Here is a 15,090-nt window from a genome sequence, read left to right as displayed (position 1 = left end):
GGAGCTCGTTCGGAGGCACAACGAAGCGCCGCCCCGAGACGCAAGAGCTCTCGGGGCGGCGTCCCGGGTGTAGTGGATCAGTCGGCCAGCGGCAGGTAGACCCGGTTGCCCTGGGCGGCGAACTCCTCGGACTTGGCCTGCATACCGGCCAGCGCCTCGGCGTCGAACTCGGTGTTGACGGCGCTGGAACCGTCGCCGTGCTCGTCGCGGATCTTCTGGGAGATCTTCATCGAACAGAACTTCGGGCCGCACATCGAGCAGAAGTGCGCCGTCTTCGCCGGCTCGGCGGGCAGCGTCTCGTCGTGGAACTCGCGGGCCGTCTCCGGGTCGAGGGCCAGGTTGAACTGGTCCTCCCAGCGGAACTCGAAGCGGGCGTCGGAGAGCGCGTCGTCCCACTCCTGGGCCCCGGGGTGGCCCTTGGCGAGGTCGGCGGCGTGCGCGGCGATCTTGTAGGTGATGACGCCGGTCTTCACGTCGTCCCGGTTGGGCAGCCCCAGGTGCTCCTTGGGCGTGACGTAGCAGAGCATCGCGGTGCCCCACCAGGCGATCATCGCGGCACCGATGCCCGAGGTGATGTGGTCGTAGCCGGGGGCGACGTCCGTGGTGAGCGGGCCGAGGGTGTAGAACGGCGCCTCGTCGCAGATCTCCCTCTGGAGATCCATGTTCTCCTTGATCTTGTGCATCGGGACGTGGCCCGGGCCCTCGATCATCACCTGGACGTCCTTGGCGCGGGCGATCCGGCCCAGCTCGCCCAGCGTCTGCAGCTCGGCGAACTGCGCCTCGTCGTTGGCGTCGGCGATCGACCCCGGGCGCAGGCCGTCCCCCAGCGAGAAGGTGACGTCGTAGCTCGCGAGGATGTCGCAGAGCTCCTCGAAGTTGGTGTAGAGGAAGTTCTCCCGGTGGTGCGCCAGGCACCAGGCGGCCATGATCGAACCGCCGCGCGAGACGATCCCGGTCTTGCGACGGGCGGTCAGCGGCACGTAGCGCAGCAGCACGCCGGCGTGCACGGTCATGTAGTCGACGCCCTGCTCGCACTGCTCGATGATCGTGTCGCGGTAGACGTCCCAGCTCAGCTCCTCGGCCTTGCCGTCCACCTTCTCCAGCGCCTGGTAGAGCGGCACGGTGCCGATCGGCACGGGGGAGTTGCGCAGGATCCACTCGCGGGTGGTGTGGATGTTGCGCCCGGTGGAGAGGTCCATGACGGTGTCGGCGCCCCAACGGGTGGCCCAGGTCATCTTGTCCACCTCCTCCTCGATCGAGGAGGTGACGGCCGAGTTGCCGATGTTGGCGTTGATCTTCACCAGGAAGTTGGTGCCGATGACGGCCGGCTCCACCTCGGGGTGGTTCACGTTGACCGGGATGACGGCGCGGCCGCGGGCCACCTCGTCCCGCACGAACTCGGGCGCGAGCCCTTCCCGAAGGGCCACGAACTCCATCTCGGGGGTGACGATGCCCCGCTTCGCGTAGGCCAGCTGGGTGACGGCGGCACCGGCTCGGCCCCGCAGCGGACGGCGCGGGCGGCCGGGGAAGACCGCGTCGAGGTTGCGCAGGTTCCCGCCGCGCGGCGAGGTGTGCTTGATCCCGTCGTCCTCGGGGCGGGCCTCGCGGCCGTCGTACTCCTCGACGTCGCCGCGCTGGCGGATCCAGGCGTCGCGCAGCGGCGGCAGGCCGCGCCGCACGTCGGCCTCGTAGGCGGGGTCGGTGTACGGGCCGGAGGTGTCATACAGCGGGACGGTCCGGTCGTTGGTCAGCAGGACCTCGCGGAACGGGACGCGCAGGTCGGGACGGGACCCCTGGCGGTAGGCCTTGCGCCAGGCCGGGGTCGGGTAGCCGGTGCCCGCGCCGGCGACCGCGGCGCCGCCCGTCCCGGTGCTGTGGGCAGGGTTCGGCTGTGCATCAAAGGTGGTCATCAGACCCTCTACTCCCTACGCCGGCATTACCCGGTCAGGTTCCTGCGGTCGACGCAGCGGTCGGCACGTCCGTCGACGTACCGGTCAGCGTCCTCTCAGCCCGGTGCTCCGAGCTCCCGTGTCCACAGGCGGTGTTGCCTGCGCATGACGTCCAACACCGTAGCGAGCCGATCGCTGCCGGTCCAGAGGGGGCCGAGGAGAGAGACGCCGGGGCCCGGCTCGGGCCCCGACCATCGGCCCCCGCCCCCGCCCCGGCCCCGGCCCCGGCCGCCGGCGGGATTCCACGGCCGGCCGTCTGCTTCCCGCGGGGGCCGGGCAGACTGGCAGTCACAGGGCTGGGCGGTGGCAGGCGGTCGAGCACCCGAGGGGGGTGCGGGACGGGAGGGCCGAGTGGTCGGGAGCGCGGGTCGGGTCAGCGGAGCGGTCGGGGCGGGACTGGTCGGCGAGGTGATGGTGCACGTCCCGGAGCGCCAGGGGACGGAGGCCTTCCTCGCCTACCTCGCCGTGCCGGGCGAGCGGCTGCCGGTGGGGACGCCGGTGGTGGTCGTCGAGTACCACCCGCCGCGGACCGTCTACGTGGCCCCGGTGCTGCCGTGACGGGACGGCCATGACCTGGCCGTGACGGAGTGACGATGTTGTGACAGTACGTCATGTCCGCTCCCTTCCGCTGCGGTTGGCCCGAGCGGAGAATCCCATTCGGTGCATCTCATGTGCCGAAAGGGGGAGTTGAACCATGCTGTACGTCATCATCGGGGCGGCCGCCGCGGTGCTGCTCGCGGGGATCACGCTCTTCAAACTCATGTGGCGGGTGGCGGAGCCGAACGAGGCGCTGATCATCTCCGGCTCCAAGCACCGGACCGAGGGGGTCGGCGACGGGCTCGGGTTCCGGATCGTCACCGGCCGCGGCACCTTCGTCACCCCGGGCCTGCAGGGCGTCCGACGGCTCTCGCTGGACCTCAACGAGGCCGAGCTGAACGTCGAATGCGTCACCACCCAGGGCATCCCGGTCCGGGTCAAGGGCGTGGTGATCTTCAAGGTCGGTGACGACCACGTCTCGATCGCCAACGCCGCCCGGCGCTTCCTCGACCAGCAGAAGCTGATCAGCCAGCGGGTGCACAACGTCTTCGCCGGCCACCTGCGCTCGATCGTCGGCGGGCTCACCGTCGAGGACATGATCCGCGACCGCGAACGGCTCACCGGCGAGACCAGGGCCGCCTCGGGGCTGGAGATGGAGAAGCTCGGGCTGATCATCGACACCCTGCAGATCCAGGAGATCATCGACCCGACCGGCTACATCAAGAACCTGGCCATCCCGCACGCGGCCGCCGTCCAGCGGGACGCCCGGATCGCCCAGGCCGAGGCCGACCGGATGGCCACCGAGGCCGAGCAGGAGGCGGCCGCCCGCAAGGCCGAGGCGACCCGCAACAGCGAGATCCAGCAGGCCGCCTACCAGGCCGAACGGGACACCGCCAACGCCCGCGCCCAGCAGGCCGGGCCGCTCGCCGAGGCCGCCGCCCGGCAGGAGGTCGTGGTCCAGGAGACGAGGGTCGCCCAGCTGGAGGCCCAGCGGAAGGAACAGCAGCTGCAGATCGACGTCCGCAAGCCGGCCGACGCCAAGGCGTACGAGACCCGCACCCGGGCCGAGGCCGACCGCGACGCCCGGATCTCCGCCGCGCAGGCGCAGGCCCGGGAGACCGAGCTGAAGGCGGCCGCCGAGGCCAGCCAGGTCAAGATCGCGGCGGAGGCCGAGGCCGAGGCCACCAAGGTGCGCGGGCTGGCGGCCGCCGAGGCGACGAGGGCCACCGGGCAGGCGGAGGCGTCCGCCACCGAGGCCCGCGGTCTGGCGGACGCGGCGGCGGCCCGCGCGATCGGGCTCGCCAAGGCGGAGGGGATCAAGGCCCGGGCGGCGGCCCTGACGGCGAACCCGGACGCCGTGGTGGCCCAGGAGCTGGCCGAGAAGTGGCCGGACGTCGTGCTGGCCGCGTCGGAGTCCTTCGCCAACGTCGAGCACATGGTGCTGCTCAACGGCGCCGAGGGCGTGGGGGACCTCTTCACCAAGGCGCTCACCATGGGCGGAACGGGACTCGGGCTCGCCCGGCAGCTGCTCACCACGCTGCAGGGGTCGGCGCAGCCCGCCGAGGCCGCCCCGGCCGTGCCCGCGGCCGCCGCGCGGCCGGCCGGGAAGGTGCCGGTCCAGCAGGTGCCGATCGAGGAGTGACGGCGGCCGCGCCGCCGCCCCGGGCCGGTCTCCGGACCGGGTCGGCGGGCCCGGGGCCGGGGGCGTCCAAAGGAACGACTGACGCCCGCACCCCCGGCGGGGTACGGGCGTCGGTCGGCGGGCGCCGGGCGGTACCTAGCTCCTGGCGGCCTTCTTCACCAGGATCACCACGGCGGCGGCGATGCCGACCACGACCAGCAGCTTGAAGGCCAGGCTCAGCAGGGCGCCGACCACGCCGAACACGAAGCCGACGATGTTCCAGGCCAGGATCAGCACGATCACCGGGACGACGATGTTGCGCACCCAGGAGGGCAGCGACTTCCAGAGCTCAGCCATGTCCGTTCCTTCTCTCCCCTCGGGCCGGCTGCCGTCCGGTGCCGCATCCCGCTTGCTTTCGGTACTTCGATCGTACGGTGACGCACGGGGCGGAACGAGGGCCAACGGCCCGGAGAGAACCCGGAGATCACCCCTACCCCGGCACCGGGGAAACCCCTGGCCCGAAGGGGCCGGCGACGGCCCGGACAGCGGCCGGGCGGCTCGCCCCCGGCCCGGCCGGACGGCTCAGACCGGCCAGGTCTCCCCGCGCCAGGCGGCGTCCCAGAACATCCACTCGTACCGCGAGGTGGTGACGAAGTGCTCCACCACGCGGCGGCGTTCGGCCGGGGAGATCCCCTCCCCGATCCGGTCGGCGAGCGCCAGGACGCGGCGCACCACGGACTGGAAGGCCTCGTCGCCGTAGGTGGCGATCCACTTGGCGTACAGCGGGTCGGGGGAGCCCTTGGCGAGCAGTTCGTCCCCGACCCGGGCGTAGATCCAGTAGCAGGGCAGCACCGCGCCGACCGCCTCCGCGAAGGAGCCGCCGTAGACGGTGGCCAGCAGGTAGCTGGTGTACGCGCGGGTGGTGGGGAGGACCGCCTCGGCCGCGGCCTCCTCGGCGCTGCCGCCGAAGGCCGTCATGAACTCGGCGTGCATGCCCTGCTCGGCGGCCAGCGCGCCGACCGCGTCGTCGGCGAAGGCCCGCACGTCCGCCTCGCCGGGCGCCTTGGCGGCGCACACGGCGAGCGCGCGGGCGTAGTCGCGCAGGTAGTGCGAGTCCTGGACGACGAAGTGGCGGAAGGCCTCGCGCGGCAGGGTGCCGTCGGTGAGGCCGCCGATGAAGGGGTGGTCGAGGATCTCGGCGTAGATCGGCTCGATCGCCGCCCAGAGTTCTTCCGTCAGGCTCAGGCTCATGCCCCGACCCTAACCAACCGGCCCCCGCCGGCCACGGGCCGTCCACGGGCCGGGCCACCGGAACCGGCCACCGGGACGGCGGCCCCGCCCGGGCCGGTCAGTCCTCCGGCGGGGAGAACACCACCAGCACCCGCAGCTCCTCGGTGACGTGGTGGAAGCGGTGCGGCACCCCGGCCGGGACGTAGACCACGGTGCCGCGGGCCACCGTCGTGGTCTCGTCGCCGACGGTCAGTTCGGCGCGGCCGCTGACCACCTGGTAGATCTCGTCCTGGGCGTGCGCGGTCTGCGGGTCGGTGTCGCCGGGGGAGAGCGCGTAGAGGCCGGCGGACATCCGCGGCTCGCGCAGGAAGCGCAGGTAGGCGCCGTCGTTGGCGGCGCGCTCGGCGTCGAGTTCGTCCAGCCGGAACAGCTTCATCGGGGCCTCCTCCTCGTCCCGGGGCCCCGGGCCCGAGCCCCCCGTCCCGGGCATTCAACACCACCGCCTCCACCGGCGGCCCCACCGGCACCGATTCCCGCCCGCCCACCGGCACACCGTGCCGAACAGGAACTTCCCCGCCCCGGCCGACCCTGCCACGCTGGCCCCATGAAGGGATTCGTCATCAAGACACTTATCAACGCGGCGGCCATCTGGGTGGCCGCCTGGATCGTCGCCGGCATCACGCTGACCGGCGACGACTGGCAGCACAAGAGCCTGACGGTGATCGCCGTGGCACTGGTGTTCGGGGTGGTGAACTGGCTGATCAAGCCGGTGGTGAAGCTGTTCTCGATCCCGCTGTTCATCCTCACCCTCGGCCTGATCACCTTCGTGATCAATGCCCTGATGCTCTGGCTGACCTCCTGGGCGTCGGAGAAGCTGAACCTGGACTTCCACGTCGACGGCTTCTGGGCGGCGCTGTTCGGCGCGCTGATCATCAGCCTGGTGTCTTGGGGCCTCAACCTCGCGCTGGGCGACGAGGACTGAGCACCCGCCGCGCCGGCCCGCTGCGCGGCGGCCGGCGCGGACACCGTGGGCGAGGGAGCCCGCACCCGGTCTCGCCCCCGGGCGCGGGCTCCCGTCGTCGGCCGACGCGCGAGCGGCGAACGAATTCCCCCGAACCGCGCGTTTCGGGCGCGGCAGCCTGCGGGAGACTCCCGCACAACGCTCCAGCCCCGGAGGTGGCCATGCGCACCCCGCCCCGCCCCGTCGTCAAACGCACCGCGCGGGCGATCCTGCTGGAACTGGACCCGGAGGACCCCCAGGGCCCGGCCTCGATCGTGCTGATCAAGCGGACCCGGCCCGGCTCGCCGCACCCGTACTGGATCACGCCGGGCGGCGGGGTCGAACGCGGTGACCGCACGGTGGTCGAGGCCCTGCACCGCGAGGTCGACGAGGAGCTCGGCGCCAAGGTGGTGGACGTCGTCCCCGCCTTCGTCGACACCGTCAGCCACACCCACCATCACGACGGGACCCTGCTCCACCCGCACGGGATCAAGGTGCAGCACTTCTTCGTCTGCCGGCTGACCTCGATGGACCTCGCCCGCCGGCACGGGCCCGAGGTGGAGGAGCCCAACGGCGAGTACGAGGTGGTCCGGCTGCCCTTCACCCGGGAGGGCGTCACGTCGGTCAACGTCGTCCCGCCCCGCCTGCGGGCGTACCTGGCGGCCAACATCGAGGGCGTCCGTGCCCTGCTCGCGCCCGATCTGGGCTGAACCGGCGCCCGGAGGGCCGGCCCGCACCGCCCAGCCGTGACCCGCCCTGACCCGGCCTCTGTCGACCCGGCCCGGTCCGCACCGCCCTGGCGCCCGGCCCCGGCCCCGTGCGCTCACCCCGCCGCGAGGTCGCCCACCAGGTCGTGCCGGATCCGCTCCGGCACCACCCCGGCCCGCAGCAGCACACCGACCCCGCGCCGGACCATCGCGGGCGGCCCGCTGAGGTACGCGTCGCGGCCCGCCCAGGGCCCGAACCGGCCCACCACCTCGGGCAGTTCACCCGCGAGCGCACCGCTGCCGGAGGCGCCCGGACCGGACAGCACCGGCCGGACGGTCAGCCAGCCGTGGCGCGCCGCGAGCGCCGCCAGCGCCTCCAGCTCGTAGAGCTCGGCGGCCTGCCGGGCGCCGTAGAACACCTCCACCGAGCGGCCGCCGGCGCCGTACTCGGCCACCTCCTCGACCAGCGCCCGGATCGGGGCGATGCCGGTACCGCCGCCCAGGCAGAGCAGGTCGGCGCCCGAGGTGTGGTCGAGGGTCATGCCGCCGGTGGGCGGGCCAAGGCGCAGCACGTCGCCGGGCGCGGCCCGGTGCACCAGGGCGTTGCTCACCCAGCCCGCCTGGACGGCCTTGACGTGGAAGGTCAGCAGACCGTCCGGCCGGGGTGCGGTGGCGAACGAGAAGTGCCGCCAGACCCGCGGCCACCAGGGCGTCTCCAGGCTGGTGTACTGCCCGGCCCGGTACGGATACGCCTGGTCCGGACGAACGGTGAGCACCGCGACGTCCGGGGTGCGGCGCTCGTGCGCGACCACCTCGCCCTGCCACCAGGGCGGCGAGGTGCGGGCGGCCTCCTCGGCCGCCTCGATCATGATCGAGGAGACCAGCCCGTACACCCGTCGCCAGGCCAGCTCGGTCTCGCCGTCCCAGCGGCTGCCCGAGTACCGGGCGAGCGCCGCCACCAGGCACTCCCCCACCGGACCGTAGTGGCCGGTCAGCGTGCCGTACCGGCGGTGGCCTCGGCCGAGCGCGCCGAGGTACGCGCGCAGGCCGTCCGGGTCGCCGGCGCTGCGGGCGGCCATCAGCAGGGCGCGGAACAGCCGGTCGCGCTGGACGTCCATGGCGGCCGGGAAGAGCGCCCGGACCTCGGGGTGGTGGAGGAAGATCAGCGCGTAGAAGTGCGCGGTGGCCCGGTCGGCGACCGGCTCGACCACGGCCAGGCTGGCCCGGATCAGCTCGACGTCCCGCGCGGTCGGCGGCTGTTCGGCGGCGGTGCGCCGGTCGGCCGCGGGCATGCTCGTGGGCGTGGCGACCGGCGCCGTGGTCGGGGCCGGTCGGGAGTCGCCGACCGTCTGCAGGGCCCAGGCGCGACTCCAGCTGTCCCCTGGACCGGCCCAGTTGAGGCCGGGAGCATCGGGGAAGAGCGGTCCGGTCGCGGGTCCGGCGGTCGGCCGCGCGCCCTCCGGCCGGCTCGGCGCCGGCGCGCCGGGCACCGGAGGCGCGACCGGCGCAGCGGGCACCGCCGCGGGAACGACCGGCGGCGCCGGGGGCACGGGAGCGGCCGGGGAGGCGGTGGGCGCGGCGACGGCCGGGGAGGCGGTGGGCGCGGCGACGGCCGGGGGCTCGCTCGGCGGGGCCGGGACGACCGGCCGCACCTGCGCCGCGGCGGCCAGGACGGCCAGGGTCGCCGGGACGGGCGGCTCGGGCGCGGACACCGGCGGAAGGTCCGGCGGGTCCAACGGCATCGGCGGCACCGGCGGGAGGCCCACCGTCCCGTCCGCGACGCCGGCCGCCGGGGCGGCGGTGCCGGCGGCGGGCGGCAGGACCGGCCCGGCCGGCGGCCGTGCGTCGGGCGTGCGGTCCGACATCCCCGGCACGGCCGCGACGCCCGCCGAACCGTGCCCCGTGCGGACCAGAACTGTTCTGCGGGACTTCACCGCAACGTTTCGAGTACCCAAGAGAATCGTTTCGCCTCCGGCCGGCCTGCGCCACCACCTGGCTTGTCGCTGTTGACGCCTAGGCAGCGTGGCACGCCCGAAGTACTCATCCGACAAATCGCGCGAAGCCCGGACACCCGCCCCCGGGACGCGCTACTCTCACTCGATCAACGGTCGCCTTGCGTGTCCTGACGAACACGCAAGGCGACCGTTCGCAGGTCACAGCTGCCGGAGCAGCATCCCGGGCTGCTCGACGCAGTCGGCCACGAACCGCAGGAAGCCGCCCGCCGTGCCGCCGTCGCAGACCCGGTGATCGAAGGTGAACGACAGCTGGGTCACCTCGCGGACCGCCAACTCGCCCTGGTGCACCCACGGCTTGGCGACGATCCGGCCGACGCCGAGCATCGCCGCCTCGGGGTGGTTGAGGATCGGCGTCGAGCCGTCCACACCGAACACGCCGTAGTTGTTCAACGTGAACGTCCCGCCGGTGAGTTCGGCCGGCGTCAGCGCGCCGGTCCGGGCCCCCTCGGTCAATCTGCCCAGCTCGGCGCCGAGTTGCTCGGTGGAGAGCGCCTGCGCATCCCGCACCACCGGCACCACCAGGCCGCGCTCGCCCTGTGCGGCGAACCCGAGGTGCACCGCGCTGTGCCGCCGGATACCGGAACCGTCCTCGGTGACGCTGGAATTGAGCTCGGGGAACCGCGCCAGCGCGACCGTGCAGATCCGCGCCAGCAGCGCCAGTACGCTCACCTTCGGCCCCGGCGCAGCGTTCAACTGCCTTCGCAGCGCCATCAGTTCGGTGGCGTCCGCGTCCACCCAACAGGTCGCCGCGGGGATCTCGTGGTGACTGCGGGAGAGCTTCTCGGCCACGGCCCGGCGCAGCCCGCGCAGCGGCACGACCTCGCCGTCGGCGACCGCCGCCGGTGCAGGCGGTGCAGGCGGTGCGGTCCTCGCCGCGATCGCCCGTTCGACGTCCGACCGCATGATCAGGCCGTCCGGGCCGCTCCCGGCCAGCGCCGCCAGGTCGATCCCGTGCTCCCGGGCGGACCGGCGGACCAGCGGTGAGATCACCGGCACCACCGCCGGCGCCGACACCACTGCGGCGGGCGCGGCGGCCACGGGGACCGGCGTAGGAGCGGAAGCAGGCGCCGTAGCGGAAGCAGGCGCCGGAGCCGGAGCAGCCGACCCGCCGACCCGCCGGCGCCGCCCGCCGCGGGACGGCTCGGCCACCCCGTAGCCGACCAGCGGCCGTTCCACCTCCGCGACGACCGGCCGCTCACCCTCGCCGGGCGCCACCGCGACCGTCACCAGCGGGGCGCCGACCGCCACCTCCTCGCCCGGCTCGCCGAACAGCGCGGTGACGACCCCGCCGTACGGGCAGGGCACCTCGACCACGGCCTTGGCGGTCTCCACCTCGACCACCGGCTGGTCGACCGCGATCACCTCGCCGACCTCGACCATCCAGCGCACCACCTCCGCCCCGGTGAGACCCTCACCGAGGTCGGGCAGGGTGAACTCGCGCACGACGGGCATCATCCTCAGTCCTCCCACTGCAGCCGGGCGACCGCGTCCAGGATCCGGTCCACCCCGGGCAGGTGGTGGTGCTCCAGCATCGGCGGCGGATACGGGATGTCGAAGCCGGTGACCCGCAGCACGGGAGCGGCCAGGTGGTGGAAGCAGCGCTCGGTGACCCGGGCCGCGATCTCCGCGCCGGTGCCGCCGAAGCCGCTCGCCTCGTGCACCACCACGGCCCGGCCGACCGAGCGCACCACCCGGGCGACCGTCTCGTCGTCGAACGGCACCAGGGTGCGCAGGTCCAGCACCGCGAGGTCCCAGCCCTCGGCCTTCGCCGCCTCGGCCGCCTCCAGGCAGACCGGCAGCGAGGGCCCGTAGGTGATCAGGACCGCCGAGGTGCCGGTGCGGCGCAGTGCCGCCCGCCCGATCGGCTCGACCGGCGTGGCCGGGTCGAACTCCGACTTGCCCCAGTAGAGCCGCTTCGGCTCCAGGAAGACCACCGGGTCGTCCGAGGCGATCGAGGCGCGCAGCAGCCCGTAGGCGTCGGCCACCGTGGCCGGGGTGACCACGTGCAGGCCGGAGGTCGAGGTGTAGTACGCCTCGGAGGCGTCGCTGTGGTGCTCGACGCCGCCGATGCCGCCGCCGTACGGGATCCGGACCGTGATCGGCAGCGGGAGTCGGCCGGCGGTCCGGTTGCGCATCTTGGCGACGTGCGAGAAGAGCTGCTCCAGCGCCGGGTAGGCGAAGGCGTCGAACTGCATCTCCACGACCGGGCGCAGCCCGTACATCGCCATGCCGATCGCGGTACCGAGGATGCCCGCCTCGGCCAGCGGGGTGTCCAGGCAGCGGTCCGCACCGAACTCGGCGGTCAGGCCGTCGGTGATCCGGAAGACGCCGCCGAGCGCGCCGACGTCCTCGCCGAGCACGTGCACGGCCGGGTCCTCGCGCATGGCGTCCCGCAGGGCGGAGTTGAGCGCCTGGGCCATGGTGGCGGTGCGGGCGGGGGCGGCGGAGACAGCGGTGTTGCTCATCGGTCCTGCACCTCGGCCTCGGCGGCCAGCTCGGCGGACAACTGGGCGGCCTGCTCGCGCAGTTGGGGGGTGGGTTCGGCGTAGACGTGGGCGAAGAGGGCCATCGGGTCCAGCTCGGCGTCGGCATGGAACTCGGCCCGCATCCGGGCCGCCAGCGCCTCGGCCTCGTCGGCCGCCTCCTGCACCAGGGTGTCGTCCAGCACGCCGAGTTCGCGCAGGTGGCGCTCCATCAGCAGGATCGGATCGTGCTCCCGCCAGGCGGCCACCTCGGCCTCGTCCCGGTAGCGGGTGGCGTCGTCGGCGTTGGTGTGCGCCTCGATCCGGTAGGTGAGGGCCTCGACCAGGGTCGGGCCGCCGCCGGTGCGGGCGCGTTCGACCGCCTCGGCCAGCACGCTGTGCACGGCGGGCGCGTCGTTGCCGTCCACCAGCCGGCCCTGGATGCCGTAGCCCACGGCCTTGTGCGCCAGGCTGGGCGCGGCCGACTGTGCGGTGAGCGGGACGGAGATCGCGTACCCGTTGTTCTGGACCAGGAAGACCACCGGGGCGTTGAGCACCGCGGCGAAGTTCAGCGCCTCGTGGAAGTCGCCCTCGCTGGTGCCGCCGTCGCCGAGCAGCGCCAGCGCGACCACCGGCTCGCCGCTCAGCCGCGCGGCGTGCGCCAGCCCGACGGCGTGCGGGGCCTGGGTGGCCAGCGGGGTGCAGAGCGGGGCGGTCCGGGTGGCGCGGGGGTCGTAGCCGGTGTGGGCGTTGCCGCGCAGCAGGGTCAGCGCCTCCAGCGGGTCGACGCCGCGGGAGACCACCGCGAGGGTGTCGCGGTAGCTGGGGAAGAGCCAGTCGTGCTCGCCGATCGCCAGCGCGGCGGCGACCTGGCAGGCCTCCTGCCCGGTGGAGGCGGGGTAGACGGCGAGGCGGCCCTGCTTGGTGAGGGTGGTGGCCTGCTGGTTGTAGCGGCGGCCGACCACCAGGCGGCGGTACAGCTCGCGCAGCAGCAGCGGGTCGCACTTCTCGAGGGCGGGGGTGCCGAGCAGTCGGACCGGCGAGGCGTCCGGGAGCAGCGGCGCCGGGTCGGTGCGCGGGGCGGTGGCCCCGGGCAGCCATCCGGGTACCGCGGTGTGGTGTCTGTGGTCGAGAACGGTCATCTCGGGGCACCTCCAGGGGTGGCGGGGGCTCCCTACCGATTGTTCGGTCGTCTGTTCATCTTGACCAGAAGCGTGACAAGGTGGTGGACAATCGGCCCGCAGGGCGGTCGACTGGTGTCAGTGCGTCCAATCAGGGAGGGTGGGGGGTCATGTCGGCTGAACAGACGTCCAGACTCGACCGGGTCGACCGGGCGATCCTGCGGCTGCTGCAGCAGGACGGTCGCGCCTCGATCCGCTCGGTGGCCGAGCGGGTGCACGTGTCCCGGGCGAACGCGTACGCCCGGATCTCCAGGATGGTCGAGGACGGCGTCATCCGCGGCTTCACAGCCCGGGTCGACCACGAGAAGGCAGGTCAGGGCGCATCCGCGTACGTCACCCTGAAGATCGTGCAGAACTCCTGGCGCTCGGTGCGCGAGCAGCTCCTGGAGCTCCCCGGGGTCGCGCACATCGCCCTGGTCGGCGGTGACTTCGACGTCCTGCTGCTGGTGCACACCGCCGACAACCACGCCCTGCGGGAGCTGGTGCTCAACCGCATCCAGTCCATCCCGCAGGTCCTCGGCACCCGGACCATGCTGGTCTTCGAGGAGACCGACCAGGTACCTCCGGACACCTTCTGAAGGCGGCTGCGGAGGCGGCGAAGGTTGCGGAGGCGGCGAAGGCTGCGGAGGCGGCGAAGGCTTCCGGTGCTGCCGGGCTGCGGGATTCCGGAAGGGCCGCTGAAGGCTGCCGGAGCTGCGGGCCCTACCCGGCCCGGAGCCCGTCGAAGGCCAGGTGGACGACGGCGTCCGCGACGCCGTCGGCGGCCTTGAGGCCCGGCCGGTACCACTCCACGATCGAGTTGATCATGCCGAAGAGCAGCCGGGTGGCCAGCCGCGGCTCGACGTCCGCCCGCAGCGCGCCGTCCGCGACGGCCGCCCGCAGCAGCTCGGCGACCTGGTGGTCGAAGTCCCGGCGCCGCTCCAGCGCCCACAGCTCGGTGGCCGTGTTGCCGCGCACCCGCAGCAGCAGCGTGACGTCCGGCAGCTCCGCCAGCAGCACCTCGGCGGTCCGCCGGACGACGTGTTCCAGCCGGTCCACCGCCGCGCCCTCGACCGCGCCCGGCTCGGCGAGGATCGCGAAGAGCCCGTCCAGCGCCCGCCCGACGGCGAGCCGGAGCAGCTCCTCCTTGCCGCGCACGTGGTGGTAGATCGACGACTTCGAGATGCCGGCGGCCCGGGACAGGTCCTCCATCGAGGTCCCGTCGTAGCCGCGCTCGTTGAAGACGTCGACGGTCACCGCGAGCAGCGACTCCACGGTGTAGGCGGTGCGCGTGGTGTGATCGGCCATCCTCCGAGTATCCCCGGCGCCGCTCGACGCGGTGCGGTCGGGTCCATCGGTCCGCACCGGCACGAGGACCGAGCGCCTAGACTCGCCGGACGATCGTCCACGGCCAGCAGGGTGGGGTCCAGAGCATGAACGCAATACCGGCAGTCGCCTCCGACGCGCCCGAGCGGCGCAGCGAGGGGCCGGGCGCCGCACCCGGGGCCGGGTGGCGCGATCGCGCCCGCGCGCTGGTGCTGCGGTTCGGGCCGGCCGTCTGGTGCTACGCCGTGCTCAAGCTGGTCGGCTTCACGGTCTTCATGAAGCTGCTCTCGTTCTCCGGCGACTACCTGAAGAAGCACCCCCGCTTCGGGGGCGGGGCCAACCCTTGGGACGTGCTCGCCAGCTGGGACGGCTGGTGGTACCAGCAGGTCGCCGAGTTCGGCTACCACCCGGCGCTGGTGCCCGTCGCCAACGGCGTGCCCGGCTTCACCGTCGAGCAGAACTCGGCCGCGTTCTTCCCGCTCTACCCGGGCCTGATGCGGCTGGTCTCGGACACCACCGGGCTCGGCCTGTACGGGGCCGGGATGCTGGTCTCGGTGGTGGCCTCGCTGTTCGCCGCCGCCGGGATCCACGCCGTCGTGGACCGGCTGGCCGGCCCCCGGGCGGGCGTGGTCGCGGCCGGCCTCTGGGCGATCGCCCCGGGCTCCGGCGCCGAGTGGGCGCTCTACTCCGACTCGCTGTTCGTCGCGCTGGCGTCCTGGGCCTGCTACTGCGTGATGACCAGGCAGTGGGTCGCGGCCGGTGCGGTCACGCTGGTCGCCGGGCTCAACCGGCCCACCTCGGCGGCGCTGATCGGCGCGGTCGGCCTGGCCGCGCTGGTGGAGCTGTACCGGCGCGGGAGCGGCGTCGTCCGCCCGCTGACCGCGATGCTGCTCGCCCCGCTCGGCCTGCTCGGCTACGTCGGCTGGGTCGGCTGGCGGGCCGGCGAGTGGGGCGCCTACTTCACCCTCCAGCGCGACGCCTGGCTGCACTACTTCGACTACGGCCAGGGCACCTTCTACGCCGTCCGCGGCGTGCTGCTCGGCCGCACCGACTACCCCTTCGCCTACCCGGTCGCGGACCTGC

General features: G+C 73.6%; 15 protein-coding genes and 1 riboswitch. Of the genes, 6 read left to right on the top strand and 9 right to left on the bottom strand.

The genetic code is table 11. The features are described 5' to 3' along the window. Positions 1-77 precede the first annotated feature (77 nt). Positions 78-1,910 (bottom strand): phosphomethylpyrimidine synthase ThiC, encoded by a 1,833-nt coding sequence (gene thiC / locus MCM47_RS10255; RefSeq protein WP_238860569.1) that lies wholly within the window; start codon positions 1,908-1,910, stop codon positions 78-80. Beyond that, a riboswitch (TPP riboswitch) is annotated at positions 1,906-2,040 on the bottom strand. Its footprint overlaps the gene before it by 5 nt. 260 nt (positions 2,041-2,300) lie before the next feature. On the opposite strand from thiC, the gene MCM47_RS10250 reads away from it, so the two are divergent. Then, positions 2,301-2,507, top strand: coding sequence for a hypothetical protein (locus MCM47_RS10250; RefSeq protein ID WP_238860567.1), 207 nt, complete (start codon positions 2,301-2,303; stop codon positions 2,505-2,507). 136 nt (positions 2,508-2,643) lie between these two features. Then, complete coding sequence (locus tag MCM47_RS10245; RefSeq protein ID WP_238860565.1) at positions 2,644-4,128, top strand: flotillin family protein; 1,485 nt, start codon at positions 2,644-2,646, stop codon at positions 4,126-4,128. Between the two features lie 135 nt (positions 4,129-4,263). Here MCM47_RS10245 and MCM47_RS10240 read toward each other — a convergent pair whose 3' ends face one another. The 3 genes from MCM47_RS10240 to MCM47_RS10230 form a co-directional block, all read right to left on the bottom strand. Further along, a complete protein-coding gene (locus MCM47_RS10240) occupies positions 4,264-4,464 on the bottom strand; it encodes a DUF5326 family protein (protein ID WP_238860562.1) in 201 nt (66 codons plus the stop codon). Positions 4,465-4,689: 225 nt separating this feature from the next. Further along, on the bottom strand, positions 4,690-5,358 hold the full coding sequence (tenA, locus tag MCM47_RS10235; protein ID WP_238860560.1) for a thiaminase II: 669 nt from the start codon (positions 5,356-5,358) through the stop codon (positions 4,690-4,692). 97 nt (positions 5,359-5,455) lie between these two features. Continuing rightward, positions 5,456-5,773: a cupin domain-containing protein gene (locus MCM47_RS10230; protein ID WP_148644877.1), complete on the bottom strand. Its 318-nt coding sequence runs from the start codon at positions 5,771-5,773 to the stop codon at positions 5,456-5,458. Positions 5,774-5,941: 168 nt separating this feature from the next. Between MCM47_RS10230 and MCM47_RS10225 the strand changes: the two genes are divergently transcribed. Continuing rightward, positions 5,942-6,319, top strand: a complete 378-nt coding sequence (locus tag MCM47_RS10225; RefSeq protein ID WP_238860559.1) for a phage holin family protein — start codon at positions 5,942-5,944, stop codon at positions 6,317-6,319. A gap of 200 nt (positions 6,320-6,519) precedes the next feature. Then, the gene (locus tag MCM47_RS10220; protein WP_238860557.1) at positions 6,520-7,047 is read left to right on the top strand and encodes an NUDIX domain-containing protein; all 528 of its coding nucleotides are present in this window, start codon (positions 6,520-6,522) and stop codon (positions 7,045-7,047) included. A 113-nt stretch (positions 7,048-7,160) separates the two neighbouring features. On the opposite strand, the gene MCM47_RS10215 is transcribed toward MCM47_RS10220, so the two are convergent. The 4 genes from MCM47_RS10215 to pdhA all read right to left on the bottom strand — a co-directional run bounded on the left by MCM47_RS10215 (position 7,161) and on the right by pdhA (position 12,663). After that, entirely contained in the window at positions 7,161-8,909 is a 1,749-nt protein-coding gene (locus MCM47_RS10215; RefSeq protein ID WP_238860556.1) for a globin domain-containing protein, read from the bottom strand. Positions 8,910-9,197: 288 nt separating this feature from the next. Next, positions 9,198-10,511 carry a dihydrolipoamide acetyltransferase family protein gene (locus MCM47_RS10210; RefSeq protein WP_238861393.1) on the bottom strand — a complete coding sequence of 438 codons (1,314 nt, stop codon included), beginning with the start codon at positions 10,509-10,511 and terminating at the stop codon, positions 9,198-9,200. A gap of 5 nt (positions 10,512-10,516) precedes the next feature. Beyond that, positions 10,517-11,524, bottom strand: coding sequence for an alpha-ketoacid dehydrogenase subunit beta (locus tag MCM47_RS10205; RefSeq protein WP_238860554.1), 1,008 nt, complete (start codon positions 11,522-11,524; stop codon positions 10,517-10,519). After that, positions 11,521-12,663, bottom strand: coding sequence for a pyruvate dehydrogenase (acetyl-transferring) E1 component subunit alpha (gene pdhA, locus MCM47_RS10200; protein WP_238860552.1), 1,143 nt, complete (start codon positions 12,661-12,663; stop codon positions 11,521-11,523). The genes MCM47_RS10205 and pdhA overlap by 4 nt, the downstream gene beginning before the upstream one ends. 149 nt (positions 12,664-12,812) lie before the next feature. Here pdhA and MCM47_RS10195 point away from each other — a divergent pair, with 149 nt between their 5' ends. Then, positions 12,813-13,280, top strand: a complete 468-nt coding sequence (locus tag MCM47_RS10195) for an Lrp/AsnC family transcriptional regulator (protein WP_238860550.1) — start codon at positions 12,813-12,815, stop codon at positions 13,278-13,280. Between the two features lie 124 nt (positions 13,281-13,404). Here MCM47_RS10195 and MCM47_RS10190 read toward each other — a convergent pair whose 3' ends face one another. Beyond that, positions 13,405-13,989: a TetR/AcrR family transcriptional regulator gene (locus MCM47_RS10190; RefSeq protein WP_238860548.1), complete on the bottom strand. Its 585-nt coding sequence runs from the start codon at positions 13,987-13,989 to the stop codon at positions 13,405-13,407. A 125-nt stretch (positions 13,990-14,114) separates the two neighbouring features. Here MCM47_RS10190 and MCM47_RS10185 point away from each other — a divergent pair. Beyond that, a partial coding sequence (locus tag MCM47_RS10185; protein WP_238860546.1) for a glycosyltransferase family 39 protein occupies positions 14,115-15,090 on the top strand: 976 nt, incomplete at its 3' end.

The organism is Kitasatospora sp. A2-31 (assembly GCF_022288725.1).
Lineage (GTDB): Bacteria > Actinomycetota > Actinomycetes > Streptomycetales > Streptomycetaceae > Kitasatospora.
The sequence above is the reverse complement of the archived record's forward strand: the minus strand, read 5'-3'. Positions and strand labels throughout refer to the sequence as shown.

Excerpts from the sequence above, each read along its gene's own strand:
- MCM47_RS10225 (WP_238860559.1), top strand. The coding sequence starts at position 5,942 with ATGAAGGGATTCGTCATCAAGACACTTATCAACGCGGCGGCCATCTGG.
- MCM47_RS10210 (WP_238861393.1), bottom strand. The coding sequence starts at position 10,511 with ATGCCCGTCGTGCGCGAGTTCACCCTGCCCGACCTCGGTGAGGGTCTC.
- MCM47_RS10195 (WP_238860550.1), top strand. The coding sequence starts at position 12,813 with ATGTCGGCTGAACAGACGTCCAGACTCGACCGGGTCGACCGGGCGATC.
- MCM47_RS10240 (WP_238860562.1), bottom strand. The coding sequence starts at position 4,464 with ATGGCTGAGCTCTGGAAGTCGCTGCCCTCCTGGGTGCGCAACATCGTC.
- MCM47_RS10205 (WP_238860554.1), bottom strand. The coding sequence starts at position 11,524 with ATGAGCAACACCGCTGTCTCCGCCGCCCCCGCCCGCACCGCCACCATG.
- thiC (WP_238860569.1), bottom strand. The coding sequence starts at position 1,910 with ATGACCACCTTTGATGCACAGCCGAACCCTGCCCACAGCACCGGGACG.
- MCM47_RS10215 (WP_238860556.1), bottom strand. The coding sequence starts at position 8,909 with ATGTCGGACCGCACGCCCGACGCACGGCCGCCGGCCGGGCCGGTCCTG.
- MCM47_RS10190 (WP_238860548.1), bottom strand. The coding sequence starts at position 13,989 with ATGGCCGATCACACCACGCGCACCGCCTACACCGTGGAGTCGCTGCTC.
- tenA (WP_238860560.1), bottom strand. The coding sequence starts at position 5,358 with ATGAGCCTGAGCCTGACGGAAGAACTCTGGGCGGCGATCGAGCCGATC.
- MCM47_RS10245 (WP_238860565.1), top strand. The coding sequence starts at position 2,644 with ATGCTGTACGTCATCATCGGGGCGGCCGCCGCGGTGCTGCTCGCGGGG.
- MCM47_RS10220 (WP_238860557.1), top strand. The coding sequence starts at position 6,520 with ATGCGCACCCCGCCCCGCCCCGTCGTCAAACGCACCGCGCGGGCGATC.
- MCM47_RS10230 (WP_148644877.1), bottom strand. The coding sequence starts at position 5,773 with ATGAAGCTGTTCCGGCTGGACGAACTCGACGCCGAGCGCGCCGCCAAC.
- pdhA (WP_238860552.1), bottom strand. The coding sequence starts at position 12,663 with ATGACCGTTCTCGACCACAGACACCACACCGCGGTACCCGGATGGCTG.